Source organism: Streptomyces sp. NPDC006624, from assembly GCF_040611555.1.
GTDB lineage: Bacteria > Actinomycetota > Actinomycetes > Streptomycetales > Streptomycetaceae > Streptomyces.
Genome location: NZ_JBEXOM010000001.1, coordinates 687465 through 713520, shown reverse-complemented (window position 1 = coordinate 713520; position 26056 = coordinate 687465). Strand labels below are relative to the sequence as shown.

The window sequence follows — 26056 nt, the reverse complement described above, 5'->3', positions numbered from 1 at the left end:
CCTGCGCGGCTACCGCGCCCCTGCGGGGCTACCGCACCCCTGCAGGGCTACCGCACCCCTGCGCGGCTATCGCATCCCTGCGGGGCTCTACCGCTCCAGCCGCCCGTTGAACCGCCGAGGCAGCCCCAGCGGGTTGTCGTCCCGCAGCTCCTCCGGCAGCAGCGCTTGCGGGGCGTTCTGGTAGACCACCGGCCGCAGCCACCGCTCGATCGCCGTACCGCCCACCGAGGTGGACGTCGACGTCGTCGCCGGGTAGGGGCCGCCGTGGTGCTGGGCGGGCGCGACGGCGACGCCCGTCGGCCACCCGTTGACCAGCACGCGCCCGGCCAGCGGCGTCAGCTCCCGCAGCAGCTCCGCGCCGCGGCCCTGGCCGGCGGCCTCCTCCTCGGAGAGCTGCACGGTCGCCGTGAGGTTGCCCGGCAGCCGGGACAGCACCGCCTTCACCTCGGTCTCGTCCTCGTAGCGGGCCACCACGGTGACCGGCCCGAAGCACTCCTCGAGGAGCAGGTCGTGCTCGCCCTCCTCGGCCAGCCGGCTCGCCGGGACGGTGAGGAAACCGGCGCTGACCGTGTGCTCGCCGCCCGCGCCCGGGGTGACCGGGGAGTCGACGTCGGGCAGTCCGGCCCGCTCGGCGACGCCCGCGACGAAGTTGTCGCGCATGCGGTGGTCGAGCAGGACCCCGGCGTCGGTGTCGCTGACCGCGTCGGTCAGGGACTTGAGCAGGGCGTCACCGGCGGCGCCGGACGGGGCGAGGACCAGGCCCGGCTTCACGCAGAACTGGCCGACGCCCAGGGTCATCGAACCGGCCAGGCCCGTGCCGATCGCCTCGGCGCGCTCCGCGGCGGCGGCCTCGGTGACCACCACCGGGTTCAGGGAGCCCAGCTCGCCGTGGAAGGGGATCGGGACCGGGCGGGCGGCCGCCGCGTCGAACAGCGCACGGCCGCCGCGCACCGACCCGGTGAAGCCGGCCGCCGTGACCAGCGGGTGCTTGATCAGCTCGACGCCGGCCTCGAAGCCGTGCACCAGCCCGAGGACGCCGTCGGGGATGCCGTGCCGGGCGGCGGCGCGGCGCAGCACCTTGGCGACGTACTCGGACAGGGCCGGGTGGTCCGGGTGGGCCTTGACGACGACCGGGCAGCCGGCCGCGAGGGCGCTGGCGGTGTCGCCGCCGGCGACCGAGAAGGCGAAGGGGAAGTTCGACGCGGAGTAGACGGCGACGACGCCGAGGGGCACCTTGTAGCGGCGCAGGTCCGGGATCGGCGGGGTCGCGGTGTCGTCGGGGTGGTTGATGACGACGTCGAGGAAGGCGCCCTCGTCGACGATGTCGGCGAAGGCCCGCAGCTGGTAGCAGGTGCGGGCGAGTTCGCCGGTCAGGCGGACCGGGCCGAGCGCGGTCTCGGCGTCGGCGGTCTCGACGAGCCCGTCCCTGGCCGCCTGAAGCTCCTCGGCGGCGCTGCGCAGGAAGGCCGCGCGCACGCCGCGGTCCGCGAGCGCGCCCCGCGCCTCGTGCGCGGCACGGACGGCGGCGTCCACCTCCTGGGCTGTGGCCTCCACCGCAACCTGCTCGCGCTGCTTCCCGGTTCGGGGGTCGACACTCCAGACTGGTGCTGCTGCCACCGCGGGTCCCTCCACACATGTCATGCCGCAGTACGTGGGTCATCCACCAGGGGCGTTCGATATACTGAACGCTGTCTCTGATGGTGAATATGCTGTTGGAGACTATTTCCCGTCGAACGAAGGGGTCAAGGGCGATGTCGGCTGGCGAGACGGGCGGCGGGGCGCAGGTCAAGTCCGCGGTACGGACGGTTGAACTGCTCGAATACTTCGCCGGGCGCCCCGGCATGCACTCCCTCGCGGCGGTCCAGGAGGCCGTCGGGTATCCCAAGTCCAGCCTCTACATGCTCCTGCGCACCCTGGTCGAGCTGGGCTGGGTGGAGACGGACGCGACGGGCACGCGGTACGGCATCGGGGTGCGCGCCCTGCTCGTCGGCACGTCGTACATCGACGGCGACGAGGTCGTGGCGGCGGCCCGGCCGACGCTGGACCGGCTCTCGGACGACACGACCGAGACCATCCACCTCGCCCGCCTCGACGGCACGAACGTCGTCTACCTCGCCACCCGGCAGTCCCAGCACTACCTGCGGCCCTTCACCCGCGTCGGCCGCCGGCTGCCCGCGCACTCCACGTCCCTCGGCAAGGCGCTGCTGAGCACCTACTCCGACGAGCAGGTGCGCAAGATGCTCCCCGAGACGCTGCCCGCGCTGACCGAGCACACGATCACCGACCGGGAGAAGCTCATCGAGGAGCTGCACCAGGTCCGGGAGCAGGGCTTCGCCGTGGACCGCGAGGAGAACACGCTGGGGCTGCGCTGCTTCGGCGTGGCGATCCCCTACCGCACGCCCGCCCGGGACGCGATCAGCTGCTCGGTGCCGGTGGCCCGGCTGACCCCGGCGCACGAGCAACTCGTGAAGGACGCGCTCTTCGACGCGCGGGACCGGCTGACCCTTGCGACCCGGAGGCTCTGAACAAATGGACATCGCGCTGCGCCCCGTGCACGACAGCGATCTGCCGGTCTTCTTCCGGCAGATGAACGACCCCGAGTCGCTGCACATGGCGGCCTTCACGCCGGAGGACCCCGCCGACCGGGACGCCTTCGACGCCCACTGGGCGAGGATCCGCTCCTCCACAGCCGTGCTGCGGACCGTCCTGGCCGACGGTGACGTGGTCGGCAGCGCGGCGGTGTACGGGGCGCCGGGCGAGCGCGAGGTGACGTACTGGGTCGACCGGGCGTACTGGGGCAAGGGCATCGCCACGGCGGCGCTGCGGGCGCTGCTCGCCGAGGTGCCGGAGCGCCCGCTGCACGCACGGGCGGCCTCGGACAACGCCGGATCGCTGCGGGTGCTGGAGAAGTGCGGTTTCCGCGCGGTGGCGTCGGCCCGGGGGTACGCGCGGGCCCGGGACGCCGAGATCGAGGAGACGGTGCTCGTCCTGGAGGGCTGAGGCCTTCTCCCCCGCGCGGCGGAGGCGGATCGTCCGTGTGCGGGAGGTGCCGTGGGGCCGCCCCGCGGGAGCCTGATCGCATGACGCAGTCGATCGCTCCGCCCGCCGCCGTCCGGCCCGCCGTCCCGCCTAGCCGCCCCCGGCGGGTCCTGCGTGCCGTGGCCGTCGTCTCCTGTGCGCCCTACCTCGGGCTCAAACTCGCCTGGATCGCCGGGAGTCACATCGGGATCCCCGCCGGGAGCTCGCTGCTCGACCACCGGCTGACCATGGCCGTCGTCAACGGCCTGACCGTGTTGCTGGACAGCGCGGCGATCGTGCTGGCGCTGGTGCTGACCCGGCCGTGGGGGCTGCGGGTGCCCGCCTGGCTCCTGGTGTTCCCCGTGTGGGTCGCCACGGGGCTGCTCGCGCCGATCATGGCGGGCTTCCCCGCGCAGCTGGTGGTGCGGGCGTTCGGTGCGGGGAACGCCGGGACACCGGGGCGCGACGCCTTCCTGCACGAGTGGGTCTTCGCCGTCGTGTACGCGGGGTTCGTCCTCCAAGGACTCGCCCTCGGCGGCCTCTTCGCGCTCTACGCGCGCGACCGCTGGGGGTACCTGTGGCGCGGGAGCGTGGGGGAGCTGCCCGCCGGCGACGTCGGACCGGCCCATCGCGCCCTCGCCGTCGCCGCCGCCGCGCTCGCCGTGCTGCCGCTCACCGTGCACCTCGTCTGGGCCTGCGGCGGCACGGCCGGACTCAGCGCGGGCCGGGCCGCGGAGCGCACCGGGGTCTTCCACGCCGTGGAGGCCCTCTTCGCGCTCTTCCTGCTCGCGGCCGTCACCGGAGGTCTGCTGCTGGCCTTCCGGTGCGGGCGGGCCCTGCCCGCCCGGGTGCCGTCGGCCCTCGCCTGGGTCGGCTCCGGTGCCGTGGCCTGCTGGGGCGGCTGGCTCCTGGTCACCTCCCTCGTCGGCGTGGAGGACATCGCGGACCGCCCGACGCCGCTGATGAACCTTGTCTACGCTGGGCAGATGCTCGTCGGCTTCCTCGTCGCCGCCATCGGCGCCTATGACTTCGCGGAGCGTTCGGCCAAGGCCGCGCGGCGGGCGGCGTGAGCGGACTCGCCCGGTCGCTGTTCGGCCGGCGGGCGCGGCTGCGCTGGGTCCATCTGATCCTCGGCGGCGCGCTCGCCATGCCGTACGTGCTGGTCGGCACGGTCGTCATCGGCCCGCTCTCGGGCTCCGGCAACGTCTTCGGGTCCTTCCCCCTGCAGCTCGCCTCCTTCGGCGTGGGGCTGCCGCTCGCCGCCGTCTCCTCGCTCTTCCCGACGGCCCGGCCGCTGGAAGCCGCCGGCGTGCGGTGGCTGTGCGGCGTGGACACCGACCGCATCGCCCCGGGACCGGCCCGGACGTGGGGCGAACGGGGCCGTACGGCGGCGTGGTTCACGCTGCACCTGGGGTTCGGCGGGATCATCGCGGGGATGTCGCTGGCGCTGCCGCCGTTCGCCGTCGTGCTCATCGTGCTGCCCCTCTTCGCGGGGCTGCGCGACCCCCGGCTGGGGCTGCCCGAAGTCCTCGACCAGCCCTGGGCGTTGGCGCTCGCCCCGGTCGCGGGCGTGGCGTCGCTGATCGCGCTGGCGGCATGCGCGGCCGGGAGCGGTGCGCTGCTGGCCCGCTGGGCACCGGTCCTGCTCGCCCCCTCCCCCGAGGACCGGCTCGCCGCCGCCGAGGCCCGCGCCGCCGACCTCGCCGTACGCAACCGGCTGGCGCGCGAGCTGCACGACTCGGTCGGTCACGCGCTGAGCGCGGTCACCCTCCAGGCGAGTGCGGCACGCCGGGTGCTCGACTCCGACCCGGAGTTCGTCCGTGAGGCCCTCGCCGCGATCGAGGACACCACCCGGCGGACCGTGGGCGAGCTCGACGCCGTGCTGGGTGTGCTGCGCGAGGGCGACGCCCCCGGGACGGCCCCGGCGCCCACCCTCGCCGCCGACCTGGACGGCCTGCTGTCCCGGACCCGGGCGGGCGGAGCGCGGGTGACCGCCCGGCTGGACACCGACCCGGAGGCGCTGCCCCCGGTGCTGTCCCGCGAGGCCTACCGCATCGTGCAGGAGGGGCTGAGCAACGCCCTCCGGCACGCCGGCGGGCGGGTCGCGGTGGACGTGCGGATCGGGGTGGCGGACGGCCGGCTGGAGATCACCGTGGAGAACCCGGTGACCGGCCCGGCCGCGCCCCGCCCCGGCGGCGGCCACGGACTGCGCGGCATCGCGGACCGGGCCAGGCTGCTGGGCGGCACCATGACGGCGGGGATCACGGGACTCGGCGGAGCCGCGGGGGCGGCCGGCACTGCCGGGCCCGCCGAGACCGCCGGCGCTGCCGGGCCCTCTGGGACCTCTGGGACCTCTGGGACCGCCAGGCACGCTGGGGCTTCCGAAGCAGCCGGGTCCGCCAGGCACGCCGACCCGGCCGGGCCTGCCTGGCACGCCGGGCCTGCTCGGCACGCCGGGCCCGCCGGTCACACCGGACCCGCCCCGCAGACCTGGCGGCTGCACGTACGCCTGCCGATGAAGGGAACCGCATGACCGGCCCCGCCCCCCTGCGTGTCGTCCTCGCCGACGACGAGCGCATGGTCCGCACCGCCCTGCGCGCCATCCTCTCCGCCGAGCCCGACCTGGACGTGGTCGGCGAGGCGGCCACCGGTGCCGAGGCCGTGGCGGTCGTGCGCGCACTGCGGCCGGACGTCGTCCTGATGGACGTCCGCATGCCGGAGGTCGACGGCATCCGCGCCACCGAGCAGATCCTGGCCACCTTGCGGGAGCCGCCCCGGATCATCGTGGTGACCACGTTCGAGAACGACTCCTACGTGTACGACGCGCTGCGCGCCGGAGCCGCCGGCTTCCTGCTGAAGCGGGCCGAGGCCGACGCGCTCGTGCAGGCCGTACGGCTGGTGGCGCGCAGCGACAGCCTGCTGTACCCGGCGGCCGTGCGCGCCCTCGCGACGGAACACGCCCGCGCCCGCCCGGCGCCGCCCGCCTGGGTGGCGAAGCTCACGGCCCGCGAGGGCGAGGTGCTGCGGCACCTGGCACGGGGGCTGACCAACGCGGAGATCGCCCGCCGGATGGAGGTCGGTCCCGCCACGGTGAAGTCGCACGTGGCGGCGATCCTGGCCAAGACCGGCACCCGGGACCGCACCCAGGCGGTCATCGCCGCGTACGAGGCGGGCTTTCTGAACGCAGGATGAGAATCCGGACACCGGGGAACGTTCCGCCCGCCCTCGCTCGTCTTTCCGGTCGGCATGAACAAGACGATCAGGCGCGCCTCGGTCTTCACGCTGCTGCTGGTGTTCGCCCTGCTGGTCAGGGCGACCTGGGTGCAGTTCTACGAGGGCCGGGCGCTCGCAGAGGACAAGGACAACCGGCGGAACACGATCGAGACGTACTCGGCGCCGCTCGGGAACATCATCGTGGGTGGCCGTTCGGTCACCGGCTCGGCGCCGACGACGACGGGCGACCTCCGGTACAAGCGCACCTACAGCGACGGCGAGCTGTACGCGGCGGTGACGGGCTACGCGTCACAGGCGTACGCCCCGACCCAGCTGGAGGGCATCTACACCGACCTGCTGAACGGCACCGACCCGCGGCTGAAGTCGGTGCTGGACACCGTCACCGGCCGACGGGCCGACCCGGGCAACGTGGTCACGACGATCGACCCGGACGTGCAGAAGGCGGCGTACCGGGCGCTCGGCGACAAGAAGGGCGGCGCCGTCGCCATCGACCCGGAGACGGGGAGGATCCTGGCGGTGGTGTCGAGCCCGTCGTACGACCCGTCGGCGCTGACGGACGCCAACACCGCGGGTGAGGCCTGGACGAAGCTGACCGAGGACCCGCAGAAGCCGCTCGTCAACCGCGCGCTGCGGCAGCCGCTGCCGCCCGGCTCGACGTTCAAACTGGTCGTGGCGGCGGCCGCGCTGGAGGACGGGCTGTACACGTCGGTGGACGAGCGGACCGACAGCCCGGATCCGTACACGCTGCCGGGCACCACCCGGGTCCTGACGAACGAGAACCCGGACGCGCCCTGCACGAACGCCACGATCCGCACGGCGCTGCAGTACTCGTGCAACAACGTCTTCGCGAAGATGGCCGTGCAGCTGGGCGAGGACAAGGTGCGGGCGACGGCCGAGAAGTTCGGCTTCAACGACGACCGGCAGGACGTGCCGGTGCGGGCCTACACGAGCGTGTACCCGTCCGGTATGCACCCGTCGCAGACGGCGCTGACGGGCATCGGCCAGTTCGACGTGACCGCGACGCCGCTGCAGATGGCCATGGTGTCGGCGGCCCTGGCCAACGGCGGGGAGCTGGTCTCGCCGCACATGGTCTCGCGGATCACCGACGGCGGCGGCGGTGTGCTGCGGGACTACGACGACGAGGCGGACACCGAGCGGATCGTCTCCTCCTCGACGGCCGAGCAGCTGCGGTCGGCGATGCGGACGGTCGTGGAGCGGGGCACGGGCACCAACGCCCGGGTGCCGGGCGCGACGGTGGGCGGCAAGACGGGCACGGCACAGCACGGCGAGAACAACAGCCAGGTGCCGTACGCCTGGTTCACGTCGTACGGCACGTCCGAGGCGTCGGGCAAGGAGGTCGCCGTGGCGGTCGTCGTCGAGCAGTCGGACGCGGCCCGCTCGGAGGTCAGCGGCAACGGCCTGGCGGCGCCGGTCGCCAGGGCGATGATGGAAGCGGCGCTGCGGGACTGAACCCGCGCCGCCCGGAAGGCGTCTGTACGGATGGGCCGCCCCCCTCCCCCCCCGGGGGCGGCCCTTCGCCGTTACCTCGCCCCGAGGAGCTGCTCGATCGGGTCGATCGCGAAGTACACCAGGAACAGCACCGAGGTCCCCCACAGCAGCCAGTGGATCTCCCGGGCCCTGCCGAGCACGGTCTTGATGACGACGTAGGCGAGGAAGCCGGCGCCGATGCCGTTGGTGATGGAGTAGGTGAACGGCATCACGGCGATGGTGAGGAACGCCGGGATCGCGATGTCGTAGCGGTCCCAGTCGATGTGCCTGACCTGGGTCATCATCAGGAAGCCGACGGCGACCAGGGCGGGTGCGGCGGCCTGGAGCGGGACGATGGTGAGCAGCGGGGTGAGGAACAGCGCGAGGGCGAACAGGCCGCCGGTGACGAGGTTGGAGAAGCCGGTGCGGGCGCCCTCGCCGACGCCGGCGGCGGACTCGATGTAGGAGGTCGCGGAGGAGGCGGAGGCGGCTCCGCCCGCGACGGCGGCGGCACCGTCGATGAGCAGCACCCGGCCCAGGTGGGGGACCTTGCCCTCCTCGTCCAGCAGGCCCGCCTCGGCGCTGACGCCGACGACGGTGCCCATGGTGTCGAAGAAGTCGGACAGGATCAGGGTGAACACCAGCAGCACGACGGTGACGACCCCGACGCCGGGGGCGCTGAAGGCGCCGAACAGGTCGAAGTCGCCGATGAGCCCGAAGTCGGGGGTGTCGACGATCGTGTCGGGCCAGGACGGTGTGGTCAGGCCCCAGCTCTTGATGTCGGCGAGGGAGTCGATCACGATGGCCACCGCGGTCATGGTGACGATGCTGATCAGGATGGCGCCCTTGACCTTGCGGGCGAGCAGGCCGATCGTCAGCAGCACGCCGAGGCAGAAGACCAGCATCGGCCAGCCGGCGAGGGCGCCGGTACCGCCCAGCTGCACCGGGACGGTGGTGTTGGCGGCGTCCGGGATGCGGCTGACGAACCCGGCGTCGACGAAGCCGATGAAGGCGATGAACAGCCCGATGCCGACGCTGATCGCCTGCTTGAGCGGCTGGGGGATGGCGTGCATGACGGCCTCGCGCAGGCCGGTCACCACGAGCAGGCAGATCAGCAGGCCTTCGAGGACGATCAGTCCCATCGCGTCGTCCCAGGTCATCAGCGGGGCGATCTGGAAGGCGACCACGGCGTTCAGGCCGAGTCCGGCGGCGAGCGCTAGGGGGAGGTTGCCGGCGACACCCATGATGATCGTCATCACCGCGGCCACCAGGGCGGTGGCGGTGGTGAGTTGCACGGCGTCCAGCTGCTGCCCGGAGCTGTCCTTCGCGCTGCCCAGGATGATGGGGTTCAGGACGAGGATGTAGGCCATCGTGAAGAAGGTGGCGAAGCCGCCGCGTATCTCCCGGCCGAGGGTGGAGCCCCGCTCGGAGATCCGGAAGAACCGGTCGACGCTGTTCGCCGGGGGCGGGGTGGTGGGTGGCCGGTCGGTGACCTGCTGGGGTTCGGACATCGCGCGTGCTCCTCGGTGCGGAACGGATCGGTGTGCGGGTGCTGGCCGGATTGTGCCCCCGTTGAACCCCGTTCGGGTGTTCTCCGTGTTACGGAATCCGAGTTCGGCCCGCCCGACGCCGTTCGAAGCTCTGTACGGGCCATCAGGAGATCGCTGCTACGCTTCCGGATCTCGTCCGGGCTGCTCCGGATGACCACATGTCACCCACATGACACACACAGGGCACCCCGGCCGGGTGTGCCCGGAGCCGCTGCGAGGAGAGGTCGCCCGTGGGCACAGTCGTCGACGACGCCGCCTCCGTGGAGTTCCACGCCTTCTTCGAGCGCCACTACGCCGAACTGTCACGCCTCGCCCACCTGCTGACGGGTGAGCCGGACACCGCGGACGACCTGGCGGCGGACGCGCTGCTGGCCCTGTGGCACCGCTGGGACCGGGTGCGCGCGGCCGACCATCCGGCGGCGTACGCGCGCGGTGTGGTCGCCAACCTGGCCCGTACCCGCATCCGCAGCGCGGTGCGCGAGCGGCGGCGCATCGCCCTGTTCTGGTCGCAGCGCGAGGAGAACGTCGAGAACCCGGACGTCGCGGGGGTCGTCGACGTCCAGGAGGCCCTGCGCAGGCTGCCGTTCCGCAAGCGGGCCTGTGTGGTGCTGCGGCACGCCTTCGACCTGTCGGAGAAGGACACCGCGCTGGCGCTGGGGATCTCGGTGGGTACGGTGAAGAGCCAGACCTCGAAGGGGATGGCCGAACTCCAGCGGCTGCTGGGGACGCAGGGAGTGCCGCAGCGGATGCAGGCGGCGCTGGGCGCCCCCCGCTGCTCGCCCGCCGTGGAGGGCGTGCGCACCGGTGAGGGCGGAGGAAGGGACCGATGACGATGCGGCGGGACGTGCACGAGGAGCTGCGCGCCCGGCTGCACGAGGCGGCCGCGGCGCACGAGCCCGACCGGGAGCGGATCCTGGCCCGGGTGGAGCGCGGCCGGGCCGCTCCGGCCGGTTCCGGCCACCGGCTCACGCGTTCGCCGGTGTCCGGCTGGATGCGGGTGGCGGGCGCGACGGCCGCGGTGGCGGGCGTGCTCGCGGTGGGCGGTTACGCGGTGGCGTCCGCGGTGAAGGACGACACGGCGCCGCGGCGGCAGGAGGTGGCCACGTCGCCGACGCCCGCGCCGTCGCCGGAGGCCACCAGCCGGGCGCCCGCTCCGCCGGTGGACCCGGCGCCGAGCAGCCCGCCGGAGCGCGGCACGTCCGCGCCGCCGCCGTCGGGGACGCCGAGCGCCTCCGCCTCCCGGCGGCCGCCCGCGGCCACCGAGGACGGGCCGCTGTGGTCGGACGGCTCGGTCGACCCGCACAGCAACGACTTCTGGGCGCAGAGCAACGTCACCCTGAAGACCCGTGAGCGGCTGACGGCACTGACCGTGCGGTTGCGCATCGCCCAGACCGGCGGGGTCTCCGACGCGGGTGCCTGGCGCTCGCTGCCCGAGGACGACTTCACGCTCACGGTCGCCGAGGCGGACGGTTTCCTCGTCTACACCTGGACGCTGAAGGAGGGCCGTACGGTCCCGGCGGGCGAGTGGGTGTTCGCGGGCCAGTACGACCACGCGCGCGGCGGACGCGACGCGGGCGCGGACCGCTACACGGCGACGGCGGTGACGGCCGGTCAGCGGCTGTCGGTGGGCGGCGGTTTCGCCGCCGTGGACGACGGTGACGACGGCTCGTGAGAAATCTCTGACGACGCGGCAACCCTTTTCCCACGGGTGGCGACCACTGCACGCAAGAGTCACCACCACCTGAGGAATCGGTACATGACTGCACCAGCACCACAGCGCACCCGTCACCGCCGCGGCGTCACCAAGCGGCGGGCGCTGATCGCCGGGGTGTCCGCGCTCGGCATCACGGGAGCGGCGATCGTGACGACGTCGATGCTGTCCACGGCGGGCGCCGCGGCCGCCTGGCCCGAGGAGACCGGCAGGACGCCCGTGTCGAAGACCATCGCGGTCTCCGGCGAGCGCGACGGCGGCATGAAGTTGTTCTACGGCACCGGCGCGCTCGGCGGCGACAGCCAGGACGAGGGCCAGGACCCCCTGTTCGAGCTGGCCGACGGCGCGGTGCTGAAGAACGTCGTCATCGGCACCCCGGCCGCGGACGGTGTGCACTGCAAGGGCAGTTGCACGCTGCAGAACGTGTGGTGGCTGGACGTCGGCGAGGACGCGGCCAGCTTCAAGGGCAAGTCCTCCTCGGCCGTGTACAAGGTGATCGGCGGCGGCGCGAAGAACGCCGACGACAAGGTGCTGCAGTTCAACGGCGCCGGCACGCTGAACGTGTCGGGCTTCCAGGTGGAGAACGCCGGCAAGCTGGTCCGCTCCTGCGGCAACTGCAAGACGCAGTACAAGCGCACGATCGTGCTGAGCGACATCGACGTGACGGCACCGATGAACTCGATCGTCGGCGTGAACGCCAACTACGGTGACACGGCCACCCTGTCGAAGATCCGCATCCACGGCGACAGCAAGAAGAAGATCAAGACGTGTGTGCGCTTCGAGGGCAACAACACGGGCAAGGAGCCCAAGGAGCTGAAGCCGGCCGGGCCGGACGGCAAGACCTGCAAGTTCCAGGCTTCCGACATCAGCTACCAGTGAGCCTTCCCGGCGCATGAGTTCCGGCCGGCCCGAAACCCCCCCTCGGGCCGGCCGGGAGCCGGGTGTCCGGGCCCCCAGCCGGACGTCACGGCACCACGGCCCTCCGGAGCCCCTCCGGACAGCCGTACGGCACGGGCCGAGCCCCTCTCGGCCGGGTCGGCAGACGCCCCCGCCGGTTCGCACCCGGCGGGGGCGTCGCCGTGCGCGGCCCGGGACGCACCGGGCCGCCGCCCGCCCCCGGATGCTCCGAAAGTTTTCGCAACCCCCGGTCCCTCGCACACCCGTTGACGCCCTGTCCCCCCGCGGTGAGACTCCGAGGGCCGCCATCCAACAGAATCCCCCACACTCCGACAGGAAGTGTCATGCGCCCCCGCACGCTCCTGCTCCCCTTCCTGGCCCTCACGAGCCTCCTCCTGACCCTTTTGACCGCACCGGCCGGCGCCGCAGACTCCGGAGCACCTCCTGTGAAGCAGTCCCCGTACGCCGGTTACCTCTTCGCCTACTTCACGGGCGAGGGCACGGCCGACGGCGAGCAGATCCGCTACGCCCTCAGCCGGGGCAACGACGCGCTGCACTGGCGCGAGCTGAACGCCGGCAAGCCGGTCCTGACGTCGACGACCGGCGAGAAGGGTCTGCGCGACCCGTTCGTGATCCGCTCCCCCGAGGGCGACAGGTTCTTCCTGATCGCCACCGACCTGAGGATGTACCGGAACTCCAGCGGCAGCTGGGACCAGGTCCAGCGGCACGGCAGCAAGTCGATCATGGTGTGGGAGTCCACCGACCTCGTGAACTGGACCGACCAGCGGCTGGTGAAGGTCTCCCCGGACAACGCGGGCAACACCTGGGCCCCCGAGGCCTACTGGGACGACGAGCTCGATGCGTACGTCGTCTTCTGGGCGTCGAAGCTGTACGCCGCCGACGACCCGGAGCACCGGGGCAGCACGTACAACAAGATGCTGTACGCCACGACGAAGGACTTCCGCACCTTCAGCGAACCGAAGGTCTGGAACGACCCGGGCTACTCGGTGATCGACTCCACGGTCGTGAAGCACGGCGACGCGTACTACCGCTACACCAAGGACGAGCGGGACCCCGGTTCGTCCAGCCCCTGCTCGAAGTTCATCACCGGCGAGAAGTCCACGTCCCTGACGTCCACGTCGTACGACTTCGTGGCCGACTGCATCGGCAAGGGCGCCATGGACCGCGGCGAGGGCCCGACGGTGTTCAAGTCGAACACCGAGGAGAAGTGGTACCTGTTCGTCGACGAGTACGGCGGCCGCGGCTACGTCCCGTTCGAGACGACCGACCTCGCCTCGGGCGAGTGGACGCCGTCGACGGACTACAAGCTCCCGGCCAGCCCCCGGCACGGCACGGTCCTGCCGGTGACGCAGGAGGAGTACGACCGCCTGCTGGCCGCGTACCCGGCCACGCCCACCTCGGTGGTGGACGCGACGGCGAAGCACCAGAAGGGCTACGCGATCGTCACCGACAGCGCCTCGAAGGTGGTGCTGCCGATGGAGCCGAAGGCCGATCCGCGCGGCCTCGCCCCGCGGCTGTGGGTCGGTGAGGGCGCCACGCTGAGCCCGCCGTCCGGGACGCGCCGGGACTTCCGCACGCCGCAGAAGTACACGGTCACCGCCGCCGACGGCACCCGGCGCACCTGGACGGTCGAGGCGGTCCGCACCCGCAGCCCCCTGCTGCCGGGCCTGAACGCCGACCCCGACATCCGCTATCTGGACGGCCGTTACTGGATCTACCCGACGACGGACGGCTTCCGGGGCTGGAGCGGCACGAAGTTCAGGGCGTACTCGTCGAAGGACCTGGTCCACTGGAAGGACCACGGCGTCGTCCTCGACCTCGGTCCGGACGTCTCCTGGGCCGACGGCTACGCCTGGGCGCCCGCGATCGCCGAGCGGAACGGCAGGTACTACTTCTACTTCTGCGCCGAGCAGCAGATCGGCGTGGCCGTGGCCGACTCCCCCGCCGGGCCCTTCAAGGACGCGCTCGGCAAGCCCCTGGTCGCCAAGGGCGGTGCGCTGCAGGGCCAGATGATCGACCCGTCGGTCTTCACGGACGACGACGGCCGGGCGTACCTGTACTGGGGCAACGGCCGCGGGTACGTCGTGCCGCTCCACGACGACATGGTGTCCTTCGACGCGTCGCAGGTGCGGGACATCACCCCGGACGGCTTCCGCGAGGGCTCCTTCGTGATCAAGCGGAAGGGCACGTACTACTTCATGTGGTCGGAGGACGACACGCGCAGCGAGAACTACCACGTGGCGTACGCGACGGGACCGTCCCCGCTCGGCCCCTGGACCAAGCGTGGGACGATCCTCCAGAAGCGCCCCGAGTACGGCATCCTCGGCACCGGCCACCACTCGGTGGTCAACGCCCCCGGCACCGACGACTGGTACGCCGTCTACCACCGCTTCGCCCTCGACGGCCCCGGGCGTCCCGGCGGCGACGGCATGCACCGTGAGACCACCGTCGACCGCATGGAGTTCGCGGCCGACGGCACGATCGAACCGGTGGTGCCGACGCTGGAGGGCATCGCACCGGTCCGGCGGTAGACCTCACAGGACGTCGTCGAGCCAGCCGAAGACCTCGTCCTGCATCGCCCGGGTGAAGACGTGGCCGAGCTCCGGCCACGTCTTCGTCCGTATCCGCTCCTCGGCCCGGCACGCCCGCCAGACCGCCCGCATCCTGTCGTACGCCACCCGCACGCCCTCGGCCGGGAACAGCGTGTCCAGGCCGCCGTGGAAGAACAGCATCGGCTTGGGGGCGGCGATGCTCGCCACGTCCGGGATGTCGAGGTGCCGGGCGAGCCCGGGGTGGAGCATGCAGTACGCCGACTGCCCGCGCAGCGTGTTGTTGCCGGGCACCATCATCTCCTTCAGCCCGGTCATCCAGCACACGCTCGCGGCGGCCGCGACCCGGTCGCTGAGGGCGGCGGTCTGCCAGGCGCGGTAGGCGCCCATGGAGAACCCGACGGCGGCGACCCGCCGTGCGTCGACCCGGTCAAGACCCGCCAGGAACGCGGCGGCCCGCTCGTCCTCCCGGGCCATGAGCCCGGCGAGCGAGGAGCCGAGGTGGAAGAGGCTGGACGCCAGCGCCTGCTGCTGCTCGTAGGCGAGGGGCCCGCGGTCGCCCCAGCCGAGGGCGTCCAGGCACAGCACCGCATAGCCGCGCCGGGCGAGTTCGTCGCCGACGAACCGCCCGCCGAAGTACGTCTGCGCCCAGGCCCGCGCGGAGGCGAGCCGCGTGTCGTCGTACCAGGGCCGGACCAGTTTCTCCTTGCCGATGTCGAACCGGGCGCCGTGGTCGTGCAGGAGCAGCACGGCGGGGAAGGGCCCGCGTCCGTGCGGGGTGAGCAGGGCGCCGCGCACGCGCTCGTAGCGGGTGAGGGAGACGGTGACCAGCTCACGGGTGTACCCCTCGCCCTCGGACCGCCCGGTGTACCGCGGCGCGAACGGGACGCCGTCCTGCCGCTCGACGAGGAGGTGCTCGTCGACGGTGGCCCGGGCGGCGCGCCGCCAGGCTCGGAAGTCCCGCAGGGGCGAGGTCCCCCAGGCGAGCGGGAAGGTCAGGGCGTCCTTCAGGGCGGGGTGGAAGCCGGGCAGCGGACCGTCCACCACCGCCGCCCGGGCCCCGCCCGCCGCTCCCCCGGCGAGCAGCGCCGCCCCGGCGCCGGCCACGAACGTCCGCCGCCCCGGCACCCGGGCGCTAGGCACACGGCCGCCAGTCGCCCAGATAGGCCTCCTTGGTGTGCAGCCGGGCCTCGGCGGGGGTGAGCTGGGGCCGGTTCTCCGGGACGGTGACGGTGGCGCCCGGGCCGGTGTTGCGGTACTCGGCGAACCGCATCGACTGCCAGGGGTGGGCGCCGGACATGTTCGCGTAGGGAGCGACCGCGTCGATGCCCGCGCCGAGCCGGGTGTCCCGGACGGTGAGCATGGGCCGGGCGGTGGGGTCGGAACTGGGCACCCAGGGCCGGGCCAGCTTGTAGAAGCCGTCGGGGGCCTCGCTGCTGACGCGACTGCGGATCACCAGGTAGCCGCGGGGGTTGGCGCCCGCGGTGGAGGGCGCGAAGACGAACCCGTACGGGGCGCCGGACAGGTCGGTCCGGGTCAGGGTGCGGAAGTGGCACCCTTCGAAGACGGCGGTCGCCCGGCCGAAGACGAAGTCGACGTCGCCCTCGGCGTAGCAGTGGGCGAAGTACTGGCGGGCGAAACCGCCCAGGGCCATGGAGTCGGCGTACAGCGTGTCCTGGTGGCCGAGGAACCGGCAGTGGTGGAAGGCGGACCGGTCGCCCTGGACCTTGAGGGCCACGGCCTGGGTGCCGGTGACCCCGGGGTGGTCGGCGCGCAGCCAGTCGTTGGCGAAGGTGATCCAGCGGGCGGTGAAGCCGTCGGCCTGGACGGTGGCGGTGGCGGAGCCGGTGGTGCCGTGGGTGCCGCCGCCGGGCTTGGGCGTCCCGGCCGCGTTGTCGTACACGATGACGACGTCCCGGGGGTCCTCGCTCGCGCCGATCCACGTCATCCCGGTCAGCGCGGGGCCGACGGCGACGGTCTGCCGGTAGACGCCGGGGGCGATGACCAGGGTGTACCCGGTGCCGGTCGCGGCGGCCACCGCGTCCCGGACGGTGGTGAAGTCGCCGGCGCCGCCGGGGTGGACGTACAGGGTCCGGGGGGTCGGGCGGGCGTCCGGTGAGCCGTGGCGGCCGAAGGGGCGCGCCCGCCCGGCGGCCCGGGCGGGGACGGCGGCCGGGCCGAGCGCGGCGCCCGCCGCGGCGCCCACGGTCAGGAAGCCTCTTCTGGACAGGGGCATGCTGGTGCTCCTTCGGTGTCGCTGAGGGAGAGGGCCGGGGCGGACGCGCCCCCGGGGGTGCGGGGGATGCGGTGCGGGCCGCCCCGGCGGTATCGGAGGGCGTCAGCAGATCCGGCCGGCGCCCGCGCGCGAGCCGACGATCCCGGGCACGGCCTTCGGCGAGTCGACCTTCGTGCGCAGGACCGGCTGCCAGCCCGCGCCGGACTGCAGGGTCTCGGACGGGATCTGGGCGTTGTGCACGGCGATGAGGTCGGTGAGCTCGCCGTTGACGTAGTTGTTCGCGGCGGTCAGCGGCGCCTCGCTCCACTTCTTGAGGATCTTCGCCGGGCTGAAGCCCTGCGCCAGGGTGAACGCGTTGTGCTCGGCGACGAGCCGGGAGTCCTTGCCGATGCCGTAGACGTAGCCCCACTTCTGGCCCTTGGAGATCACGAAGTGGTTGTTGTACGAGTCGACCTGCCCGAACCGCACGCGCGGGGCCCGCTCGACGATGCCCTCGAAGCGGTTGTGGTGGAGGGTGACCTTCAGCTTGCCCGCGTCGTCGGCGGCCGCGCTGTCGCTGTTGCCGATCAGCATCGTCTTGTCGTGGTCCTTGAAGGAGTTCCACGACACCGTCACGTAGTCGGCGCCGCGCACGACGTCGAGCAGTCCGTCGTGCTGCTGGTAGACCTTGCCGAAGTACGTGGGCAGGGCGCTGTCGGGGTAGCGGCCGTCGGTCAGCGTGTTGTGGTCGATCCACACATGGGTGGAGCCGTACACCACGACACCGTCGTACTCGGAGTTCCAGGCCCCGGTCCCGTTGTCGTCGGTCGGGTCCCACTGCGGGAAGCAGTCGATCGGCGCCTCGACGGTGAGGTTGCGGACGATGACGTTGTCGACGCCCTTGATCTGCAGGCTGCCGCCGCGGATCCCGGCGTCCCGGCCCACGCCCACGATCGTGGTGTTGGCGGGCACCGCGGCCTTGATGCTCCGGTCCTGCTCGGCGGCGGAGGCGGCCCGCAGCTCCTCCTGCTCGCCGCTGACCGGCTTGTCGTGGCCCCAGACGGCGGGGTCGTAGGCGGCGAGGTACTTCTGGAAGTCGTACCCCTCGGCGGCGAAGGCGTCGCAGCCGGCCGACACGGCGTCGATCATGCCCTTGACCTTGATGATCCTGGGCGCGGAGCCGCCGTCCTTCAGTGCGGCTCTGAACTCCTCCCAGGTGGTGACGGTGTAGACGTGCTCGGCGTCGGCCCGCGCACCGCCCGTGGTGCCGGTGCCGTGGGCGCCCCAGCCGTCCGTGGCGCCGAGGGTCTGGCGTCCCGGGTCGCGCGGCTGGGCCTGTGCGGCGGTCCCGCTCACGGACAGCACCAGCGCGGCGCAGCCGGCCACGGCGACGGCCCTGGTAATGACATGATCATGACACTTGCGAACGTTCATGGTGCGGCTCTCTTCCTTCGTCGTCGGGGGTGTTCGGGGGGTGTTACGCGGTGGCCTGCGGCCAGCTGATCCAGGACTCGGGGACCGGCTCGTCCAGCCGCCGCACGTCCCGTGGCGCGAGCACCCGGCCGCGCAGCAGCTCCCGCGCCACCAGCCGGGCCACCGCGACGGCTCCCGGCGGATTGAAGTGCGTGTTGTCCTGCTCGGTGGCGGTCCAGTTGAAGTACTTCTTGGTCTCCTCCACCCCGAGCTCCTGCCACAGGGCCAGCGACAACGCCTGGACGTCGAGCGCGGTGACCCCTTCCTCGGCGGCCAGCGCCCGCATCGCGGCGGGATACTCCCCGTGCGTCGGCAGGGCCCGGCCGGCGCTGTCGAACCGCCGCCGCTCCACCGAGGTGGCCAGCACCGGCCGCGCCCCGCGGGCCCGGGCCCCCTCGACGTACCGCCGCAGGAAGTCCTGGTACGTCGTCCACGGCTCGGTGTACCGGGTGGGGTCCGCGGTCTTCGCGTCGTTGTGGCCGAACTGGACGAGCAGGAGGTCACCGGGGCGGATGACCGAGAGGATCGCGTCCAGCCGTCCCTCCTCGACGAAGCTCTTGGAACTCCGCCCGTTCACGGCGTGGTTGGCGACGGCGAGGGAGCGCTGGAGGAAGAACGGCAGCGCCATGCCCCACCCGGTCTCGGGCGCGGCGTCGGCGTACTTCTGGGCGGCGGTGGAGTCACCGGCGATGTGGAGGGTGCGAGGACGGCGGCCGCCGGCGTGGGCGGTACCGGCCAGGGAGAGAGCGAGCGGCACGGCGGCCGCGGCGACGGCGACCTGTCTGCGGCTGAGGGACACGCGGGAACACCTTTCGAACCGAGGGGGCTGCACGCGCGCGTGGGGCGGCCCGCGGCCTGCATACGGCGGGCCGCCCCACGGCGATGTCCGGACCTACGCGTTCTGCTCGTTCCACTCCTTCTGGGCGGCGTTCAGCTGGTCGGCCATCGTGTCCAGGAACTCCTTGGCGCTCATCTTGCCGAGCAGCACCTTCTGGAAGTTCGGCTCGTTGTCGGCCTTGGAGACGGTGTTCCAGTCCGGCAGGTAGTACGGCAGCTGCACGATCGACGTCGAGCCGTCCGACAGCGCCTCGGCCGCCAGCTTCGTGGGCTCGGCCTTGGAGATCCACTCGTCCTGCGCCGCGTCCGTGTTCGACGGCACCTGGCCCGCCGCCTCGTTGAACTTGGAGTTCTCCGCCTTGGACGTGGCGAACTCGATGAACTTCCAGGCGGCTTCCTTGTTCTTGCCGCTCTTGAACAGCCCCAGCCCGTCGACTGGGTTGGAGACCTGCACCCGCTTGCCGCCGGGCCCGGTCGGCTGCGGGATGCCGCGGAACTTGTCGGTCCCCAGCGCCTTCACGTGGTCCTGGTACGACCCGAGATTGTGGTTCAGCATCCCGATCGTGCCGGAGTCCCACTGCGCGACCATCTTCGTGAAGTCGTTGTTGAGGTCGGCGGCCGGGGTGACCTTCTTGTACAGCGCGGCGTACTTCTCCAGCGCCGCCACGTTCTTGGGGTCGTTGAGCGTGGTCTTCTCGCCGGTGCCGTCCCAGAACGAGGTGATCCCGGACTGCCCGTACATGGCGTCCAGCGCCTGGGCGATGGAGCCGGTGCCGCCGCGGATGGTGTAGCCGAACTCGTTCTCGCCCTTGTTCGTCAGCTTCTGCGCGGCCTTGAAGAACCGCTCCCAGGTGGTCGGCTCCTCGAGGCCCGCCTTCTCGAACAGGTCGGTGCGGTAGTAGAGCACGCCGTTGTTCGCGGAGGTCGGGATCGAGTACAGCTTGTCGTCCCCGCCGCCGGCCGCCTTCAGCGACTCGACCATGTCCTTGTTGAGCTTGCCGTCGAGCGAGGACTTCGCGAGCCGCTCGTCCAGCGGTTCCAGCGCGCCCTGCGCGGCGAACCCGGCGATCATCGCCGACCCCACACCGCCGACGTCCGGCAGCCCGCCGCCCTGCAGGGCGGTGTCGACCTTGGACTGGTACTCGGTCGAGGCGATCCCGACGTACTCGACGTCGATGTCCGGGTGGGCCTTCTCGAAGTCGGCGATGATCTCCTTCCAGATCTCGGTGCGGACACCGCCGTTGTTGTCCCAGAAGACGATCTTGCCCTTGCCGCTTCCCTCGGCGCCCTTGTCGCCCCCCGCTCCGCTGCCGTCGTCCCCGCAGGCGGTCGCGGTCAGCGCGAGGACGGCCCCCAGGGCGACGGCCGTGGCGGTGCGCCTGCTTCTGCGATTGCTGATCTTCATTGGTCGGCTCTCTTCTTCTTCCGGATCCAGCGGAACTTGACGGTGTGGGGGGTCAGTGGGCGTGGGGAGCCCAGTGGTCGGTGCCCTCGAGGTAGGCGGCGACGGTGTGGGACCGCGCCTGCCGAGGGCTGAGCTGCGGACGGTCGTCGGTGACCGCCGCGCCCGGGCCGTGGTTGCGGTACTCGGCGAACCGCGCGTCCTTCCACGAGAACCCGCTCATGTCGGTCCACGGCGAGGACTTGACGGCGGCCGGCAGCTCGGTGTCGCGGATCAGCACCTGGCCGATCGCGTCCGGCTCGCCGCCCGGGTGCCAGGGCCGGCCCAGGTGGAAGGTCCCGGCGGGGGCGTCGCTGACGACCTTCGACCGGGTGATCAGGAACCCGTACGGGTTGCCCTTCCAGGTCGAGGGGGCGGTGATGTACCCGTTGTCGGTGTCCGAGCCGCGGCTCAGCGCCCGGATCACCGACCGGTCGACGACCGTCGTGGCGCGGCCGTAGAGGAAGTCCACGTCGCCCTCGATGTAGGCATCGCGGACGTAGACCCGGCTGACGGCGGTCAGTGCGGGGCTGTCGGTCATCAAGGTGTCCTGGTTGCCCAGGAAGGCGACGTCGTCGAAGACGATCCGGTCGCCGGTCGTCTTCACCGCCAGCGCCTGCTCGCCCTTCAGCTCGTGCGCGGCCTCGTCGAAGTCGTTGACGAAGGTGAGGTGGCGTGCGGTGACGTCGTGCGCGGCGATCCGGACGGTGGCGCTGCCGGTCGAACCCCCGTACTCCGCGGGCGTGTCGAAGACGATCACGGTCTCGGACCGGTCGCGGCCGGTCCCGCGCAGCTCGATGTGCGGCTTGCCCGCGGGGATGTGGACCTTCTCCCGGTAGGTGCCCGGGGCCACGGCGATGACCACCGGGGTGTCGTTGCCCTCGGGCACGGCGTCCACCGCGGCCTGCACGGTCGGGTAGGCGCCCGGCACGTGCAGCCCGACCGGACCGCCGATCCGCTGCTGCGGCCCGGAGAACCGCTTCACCAGCGCGGGTACGGCGGCGGCCGGGTCGAGCCGGTAGTCGTAGAACGCGCGCGGGTCGAAGGCCGTGCCCCAGGCGTCGTGCCGGCCGGTCGTGTCCTTGAGGACCGAACCGCGCTGCACCAGCTCGGCGGTGGCGTCGGCCTGGTAGGGGTGCTGGACGCCGTCGTAGTAGCTGTTCTCGATGACCATCCTGGTCCGGCCGCGCGACCAGGTGCCGTAGGTCCACACCGGGTCGCCGTCGGAGAGCTGCGCGGAGAAGTAGTTGTTGTACAGGTGCGCGTAGGCGCAGTTGTCGGCGGAGGGGTTGCGCTGCTTGGTGCCCCGGAACCAGTTGTGGTCGACGGTGATCTGGGTCCTGACGTTCGGGGTCCAGCCGATGCCGAAGGTCTTGTTGTTGTCGGTGAACTGGTTGTGGGAGACGGTGACGTACTCGCTGTCCTTGCGGATGTCGAGCTGGCCGTCGCAGATCCGCGAGAACCGTATGTGGTCGATCCACACGTGGTGGGCGGTGTCGAGGCGGATGCCGTCGTAGTCGGTGTCCTTGCAGTCCCAGTTGCCCTCGATGGCCGTGTCGCGGATGGTGAGGTTGCGGATGACGACGTTGTGCGTGCCGGGGTCGAGGGTGAAGCCGCCGTGCACGATCTCGGCGGTGTCGCTCACACCGATGATGGTCTTGTCCGAGGCGACGGGTATCTCCGTGCCGAACGGCTCCATCGTCACGGTGCCCTTGACGCGGATGACGTACGGCTCGTCCGCCGCCGCGTACGCGGCCAGCGCGGCCTGGTCGGTGACGGTGACGACCTTGCCGCCCGCCCCGCCGGTGGTGCCACCGGCGAGGGAGGCGAAGCCGTGGGCCCGGTCGGTGAAGCGGTCCGCCGCGGGCGCGGTCCGCGCCGCGGGCGCCGCCTGGGCGTCCCCGAGCGCTCCGAGACCCAGCGCGGCGACGAGTCCGAGCACGGCGGCCACGACCGTGCCGGACCGTCCCGGTCTCGACAAGCGCTTGCTGCGGAAGTGCGTCATTGCGGCTCCCAACGGGCGTACGGGGTGGGCTAGACGGGGGTGACTCTGAACTGCGTGAACGTCGCGGTGCCGGCGTGTCCCTGGCCGGCGGGCGCGAGGGCGACCAGGCCGAGCAGGGCGCCGACCCAGCGCCACGGGGTGGCGGCGAAGACCGGGCCGGAGGGCCGGAAGCCGTCGCCGGTGTCCGCCGAGAAGCGGCAGCGCGCGCCCGCGCCGATCTCGATGCGCAGCCGGGCCCGGCCCTCGGGGGCGAGCCGCGGGTGTGCGGCGTCGCGTTCCGCCTCGGCGACGGACTCGGCGAACCGGTGCACCAGGTGCGCGGTGCCGTCCGGGCCGCGCTGCAGTCCGATCCAGGAGAACGCGTCGCCGAGGACCGCGAGTCCGGCCCGCGCCCCGGGCTCGTCGCTGTCGAGCCGCAGCTCCACCTCGGCCGTGCAGGGCTTGCCGGGCAGCCGCTGGGTGAGCACGTTGGGGAGTCTGCGCAGGTCGTGGGCGTCGGCCGAGCGGAGGCAGGTCAGCCGCAGTCCGTCGGCGGAGTGCTGGGTGGCCCAGCCCTCGCCCGGGTTGGCCGTCCACTGCCACTGGCGGCCGTGGCGGCCGCCCGGGAAGTCGTCGTCGGTGGCCGGGGCGGCGGGCGGCTGCGGCGGCAGGTCCGGGCGGCGGTGGACGGCGACGGGTGCGCCGTCGTTCCCGAGCACCGGCCAGCCGTCCTCGTCCCAGCGCATCGGCTGCAGGTGGACGACCCGGCCGTAGGGGCCGCGCTGCTGGAAGTGCAGGAACCAGTCCTCGCCGGACGGGGTGCGCACCCAGCCGCCCTGGTGGGGGCCGTTGACCTCGGTGTCCTGCTGCTCCAGGACGATCCGCCGCTCGTAGGGCCCGAAGAAGCCGCGCGAGCGGAAGGCGCCCTGCCAGCCGGTCTCCACCCCGCCGGCGGGGGCGAGGATCCAGAACCAGCCGTCGTGCCGGTAGAGCTTGGGCCCTTCGAGGGTGAACCAGCCGGGGATGCGGTCCCCGTCGACGATCACCTTGCCCTCGTCGAGGAGTTCGGTGCCGTCGGGGCGCATGCGGTGGCCGGTGAGGCGGTTCTTGACGCCGGAGCGGGACTTGGCCCAGGCGTGGACCAGATAGGCCTCGCCGGTCTCCTCGTCCCACAGCGGGCAGGCGTCGATGAGGCCCTTGCCGGCCTTGAGCAGGTGCGGGCGGGTCCACGGGCCCCTGATCCGCGGGGCGTTGATCTGGAAGACGCCCCGGTCGGGGTCGCCCCAGAAGATCCAGAAGCGTTCGTCGTGGTACCGCAGGGACGGGGCCCAGACGCCGCAGTCGTGCCGGGGCGCGGCGAACTCCGCGGCGGGTTCCAGCCGTTCCAGGGCGTGGCCGACCAGCGTCCAGTTGACCAGGTCCCGGGAGTGCAGCAGGGGCAGGCCGGGGACGCGGCCGAAGCTGGAGGCGGTCAGGTAGAAGTCGTCGTCGACGCGGACGACGTCCGGGTCGGACCAGTCGGCGTCCAGGACCGGGTTGCGGTAGGTCTCGGAGGTCAGGGGCGTGCCGGGGGCGGTCACGGGCTCACCGCCTTGCGGACGAGGGCCGCCGCGGCGTCCCGGCCGAGACGGCCGTCGGCGACGACGGTGACGACCCGGCGGACCACGGTCTCCCCGGGCGGGACCGGCAGCCGTTCGTCGTACGCGAGCGACGAACCCACGCCCGGGTACTCACCCGTGCGCACGAACCACGGGTCCCTGCGGGTCTGCTCGGTGGCCCCGGCGAAGACCAGCGTCCATGCGGAGCCGGTCATCGCGAGCCAGTCGGCGCGGCTGCCGTGCGCCTCGGCCTCGCCCTCGGTGCCGGCCGTGAAGACCTCCGGCGCGGCGGGCTCCTTGCGGGCCCGCCAGAAGAACCCGCCGTAGGCGGCGCCCGGGCGGCCGTTGGTGGCGGGGCTGCCGATCGACAGCGGCACCTTCGTGACGTTGGTGAGGGAGAAGGTGAGGTCCAGCGCCCAGGCGGTGTCGGTGAGTTCGGTGGCGGCGACCGTGCGGCGCTCGCGCAGCAGCTCGCCGCCCGCGGCGACCCAGCGCAGCTCCTCCACGAAGCCGTCCGGGTCGCGCAGCTGGAAGGTGACGTGCCGCTGCGTGCCGTGGTTGTCCAGCTCGGTCGGGCCCTGGTCGCGGACGTAGGTGCGTCCGCCCCAGAAGTTGTACCCCTCGACGTCGGGAACGGCGACACCGACGCCGAGGTGGTGTGCGTGGTCGGCGGGGCTCAGCTCGGTGACCGCCGTGCCGGCCAGGGTGGTGACGGGGTGGAGGTAGGGGCGCGGGGAGAGCCGGGCGGGCAGCTCGGGCCGGGTGACGTAGCGCCCGACCGGCCGGCCCGCGACGCGCAGGACCGTGGTGTCGTTGCCGGTCATCGGTTGCTCACCTCTTTCGGCAGGTGCTCCGCGGCCGGTGCCCAGGGGGCGCCGAGCTCGGAGTAGAGGCAGAGGGTGTCGGCGGCGGCCGCGACGAGCCCGTCGATGCCGGGGACGACCCGGCGGTTCCCGCCGGGGACGCGGTGCCAGGCGGTGTCCGGCAGCGGTGCCGGGTCGGGGGCGGTGCGGATGGCCTCCACGACCTTCATGAAGGCGCCGGTCGCGTCCGGCGGGACGAGCAGGTCCTCGCCGCCGGTGAGGTGGCCGACGAGGTTCTCCAGCAGGTCGGTGCGGCCGTGCTCGGTCTCCTCCGGGCCGTGGTCCGCGCGCTGCAGCAGCACCCGGTCCTGCTTGTACCAGAAGGTGATCCGGCCGCTGCTGCCGTGCACCAGGACGTACGGCTCGTCCGCCTCCTCGGCGCACAGCGTCGCGGCGACGGTCACCGGGTGGCCCTGCGCGGTGGTGATCCGCACGCAGGAGGTGTCGTCGGACTCGATGGCGTTGGCGCGCAGCAGTTCCGTCTCGATGCCGGTGACGTCCTCGGCGCGGGTGCTGCCGCCCAGGGCGAGGGCGGTGGCGACGGCGTGGGCGAGGGGGTTGGTCAGCGCCCCGTCGACGACGTCGACGCCGTTCATCCGCCGCTTGCCCGCCCAGGCGGCCCGCCGGAAGTAGTCCTCGTCGCGCACCCAGGCACCGGCCCCGCCGAGCCCGACCAGCTGCCCGATCGCGCCCTGGGCGATCATCTCGCGGATGGCGGGCACGGCGTGCGAGCCCAGCGACTGGAAGCCGATCTGGCAGACGACACCGGCCGCGGCGACCCCGTCGGCCATGCGGCGGAACTCGGCGTAGGAGGGCGCGGGCGGCTTCTCCAGCAGGAGGTGCACGCCCCGCTCGGCCGCCGTGAGGGCGAGGTCGGTGTGGGTCGGGATCGGGGTGCAGATGACCGCGACCGCGGCGCCGGTGGCGTCCAGCAGCGCACCGAAGTCGGCGGACTGCTCGGGTGTGCCCAGGTCGCCGAGTTCCTCGGCGGTCAGCGGCGTGAGCTCGCAGACGCCGGCCAGCCGGACCAGGCCCGCGCGCTGCAGGCGGCGGATGTTCTCCAGGTGCCAGCGGCCGTGGCCGCGGGCGCCGGCGAGGACGACGGGCAGGGGTGCGGTCATGGCGTCGGACCGCCCGGCGGTGCGGGCGCGTGTTCCGGGGCCGGTCATGGGGTCCT

At 72.7% G+C, this 26056-nt stretch carries 21 protein-coding genes; 10 read left to right on the top strand and 11 right to left on the bottom strand.

Annotated elements, in window-relative coordinates; all coding sequences use genetic code 11:
- Window positions 1-87 precede the first annotated feature (87 nt).
- The gene (locus ABZY20_RS03195; protein WP_356435748.1) at window positions 88-1617 is read right to left on the bottom strand and encodes an aldehyde dehydrogenase (NADP(+)); all 1530 of its coding nucleotides are present in this window, start codon (window positions 1615-1617) and stop codon (window positions 88-90) included.
- 134 nt (window positions 1618-1751) lie between these two features.
- Here ABZY20_RS03195 and ABZY20_RS03190 point away from each other — a divergent pair, with 134 nt between their 5' ends.
- The 6 genes from ABZY20_RS03190 (at window position 1752) to ABZY20_RS03165 (ending at window position 7722) form a co-directional block, all read left to right on the top strand.
- Window positions 1752-2525: an IclR family transcriptional regulator gene (locus ABZY20_RS03190; protein WP_234849529.1), complete on the top strand. Its 774-nt coding sequence runs from the start codon at window positions 1752-1754 to the stop codon at window positions 2523-2525.
- 4 nt (window positions 2526-2529) lie between these two features.
- The gene (locus tag ABZY20_RS03185) at window positions 2530-3000 is read left to right on the top strand and encodes a GNAT family N-acetyltransferase (RefSeq protein ID WP_356435746.1); all 471 of its coding nucleotides are present in this window, start codon (window positions 2530-2532) and stop codon (window positions 2998-3000) included.
- 80 nt (window positions 3001-3080) lie between these two features.
- The gene (locus ABZY20_RS03180; protein WP_356435743.1) at window positions 3081-4088 is read left to right on the top strand and encodes a hypothetical protein; all 1008 of its coding nucleotides are present in this window, start codon (window positions 3081-3083) and stop codon (window positions 4086-4088) included.
- Window positions 4085-5551, top strand: a complete 1467-nt coding sequence (locus ABZY20_RS03175) for a histidine kinase (protein ID WP_356435740.1) — start codon at window positions 4085-4087, stop codon at window positions 5549-5551. The genes ABZY20_RS03180 and ABZY20_RS03175 overlap by 4 nt, the downstream gene beginning before the upstream one ends.
- Entirely contained in the window at window positions 5548-6210 is a 663-nt protein-coding gene (locus ABZY20_RS03170; RefSeq protein ID WP_356435737.1) for a response regulator transcription factor, read from the top strand. Before ABZY20_RS03175 ends, ABZY20_RS03170 begins: the two co-directional genes overlap by 4 nt.
- 54 nt (window positions 6211-6264) lie before the next feature.
- A complete protein-coding gene (locus tag ABZY20_RS03165; protein ID WP_356435734.1) occupies window positions 6265-7722 on the top strand; it encodes a penicillin-binding transpeptidase domain-containing protein in 1458 nt (485 codons plus the stop codon).
- Between the two features lie 71 nt (window positions 7723-7793).
- On the opposite strand, the gene ABZY20_RS03160 is transcribed toward ABZY20_RS03165, so the two are convergent.
- Window positions 7794-9251: an NCS2 family permease gene (locus ABZY20_RS03160; protein ID WP_356435731.1), complete on the bottom strand. Its 1458-nt coding sequence runs from the start codon at window positions 9249-9251 to the stop codon at window positions 7794-7796.
- Between the two features lie 269 nt (window positions 9252-9520).
- Here ABZY20_RS03160 and ABZY20_RS03155 point away from each other — a divergent pair, with 269 nt between their 5' ends.
- The 4 genes from ABZY20_RS03155 (at window position 9521) to ABZY20_RS03140 (ending at window position 14450) form a co-directional block, all read left to right on the top strand.
- Window positions 9521-10120 (top strand): SigE family RNA polymerase sigma factor, encoded by a 600-nt coding sequence (locus ABZY20_RS03155; protein ID WP_356435728.1) that lies wholly within the window; start codon window positions 9521-9523, stop codon window positions 10118-10120.
- Window positions 10117-10962 (top strand): hypothetical protein, encoded by an 846-nt coding sequence (locus ABZY20_RS03150; protein WP_356435725.1) that lies wholly within the window; start codon window positions 10117-10119, stop codon window positions 10960-10962. Before ABZY20_RS03155 ends, ABZY20_RS03150 begins: the two co-directional genes overlap by 4 nt.
- 84 nt (window positions 10963-11046) lie before the next feature.
- Window positions 11047-11880, top strand: coding sequence for a pectate lyase (locus ABZY20_RS03145; protein WP_356435723.1), 834 nt, complete (start codon window positions 11047-11049; stop codon window positions 11878-11880).
- A gap of 362 nt (window positions 11881-12242) precedes the next feature.
- A complete protein-coding gene (locus ABZY20_RS03140; RefSeq protein ID WP_356435721.1) occupies window positions 12243-14450 on the top strand; it encodes a family 43 glycosylhydrolase in 2208 nt (735 codons plus the stop codon).
- 3 nt (window positions 14451-14453) lie between these two features.
- On the opposite strand, the gene ABZY20_RS03135 is transcribed toward ABZY20_RS03140, so the two are convergent.
- The 9 genes from ABZY20_RS03135 to ABZY20_RS03095 all read right to left on the bottom strand — a co-directional run bounded on the left by ABZY20_RS03135 (window position 14454) and on the right by ABZY20_RS03095 (window position 26048).
- Entirely contained in the window at window positions 14454-15611 is a 1158-nt protein-coding gene (locus tag ABZY20_RS03135; RefSeq protein ID WP_356435718.1) for an alpha/beta fold hydrolase, read from the bottom strand.
- Window positions 15604-16704: a pectinesterase family protein gene (locus tag ABZY20_RS03130; protein ID WP_356435715.1), complete on the bottom strand. Its 1101-nt coding sequence runs from the start codon at window positions 16702-16704 to the stop codon at window positions 15604-15606. The genes ABZY20_RS03135 and ABZY20_RS03130 overlap by 8 nt, the downstream gene beginning before the upstream one ends.
- 102 nt (window positions 16705-16806) lie before the next feature.
- Window positions 16807-18117 (bottom strand): pectate lyase, encoded by a 1311-nt coding sequence (locus tag ABZY20_RS03125; protein WP_356435712.1) that lies wholly within the window; start codon window positions 18115-18117, stop codon window positions 16807-16809.
- A gap of 43 nt (window positions 18118-18160) precedes the next feature.
- Window positions 18161-18955 carry a rhamnogalacturonan acetylesterase gene (locus ABZY20_RS03120; RefSeq protein WP_356435709.1) on the bottom strand — a complete coding sequence of 265 codons (795 nt, stop codon included), beginning with the start codon at window positions 18953-18955 and terminating at the stop codon, window positions 18161-18163.
- 93 nt (window positions 18956-19048) lie between these two features.
- Window positions 19049-20398 (bottom strand): sugar ABC transporter substrate-binding protein, encoded by a 1350-nt coding sequence (locus tag ABZY20_RS03115; RefSeq protein ID WP_356435706.1) that lies wholly within the window; start codon window positions 20396-20398, stop codon window positions 19049-19051.
- Window positions 20399-20450: 52 nt separating this feature from the next.
- Entirely contained in the window at window positions 20451-22439 is a 1989-nt protein-coding gene (locus ABZY20_RS03110; protein ID WP_356435703.1) for a pectinesterase family protein, read from the bottom strand.
- Between the two features lie 29 nt (window positions 22440-22468).
- Window positions 22469-23977, bottom strand: coding sequence for a family 43 glycosylhydrolase (locus tag ABZY20_RS03105; RefSeq protein ID WP_356436029.1), 1509 nt, complete (start codon window positions 23975-23977; stop codon window positions 22469-22471).
- Window positions 23978-23994: 17 nt separating this feature from the next.
- On the bottom strand, window positions 23995-24840 hold the full coding sequence (locus ABZY20_RS03100; RefSeq protein ID WP_356435700.1) for a PmoA family protein: 846 nt from the start codon (window positions 24838-24840) through the stop codon (window positions 23995-23997).
- Window positions 24837-26048, bottom strand: a complete 1212-nt coding sequence (locus ABZY20_RS03095) for a Gfo/Idh/MocA family oxidoreductase (protein WP_356435698.1) — start codon at window positions 26046-26048, stop codon at window positions 24837-24839. Before ABZY20_RS03095 ends, ABZY20_RS03100 begins: the two co-directional genes overlap by 4 nt.
- Between the last annotated feature and the right edge of the window lie 8 nt (window positions 26049-26056).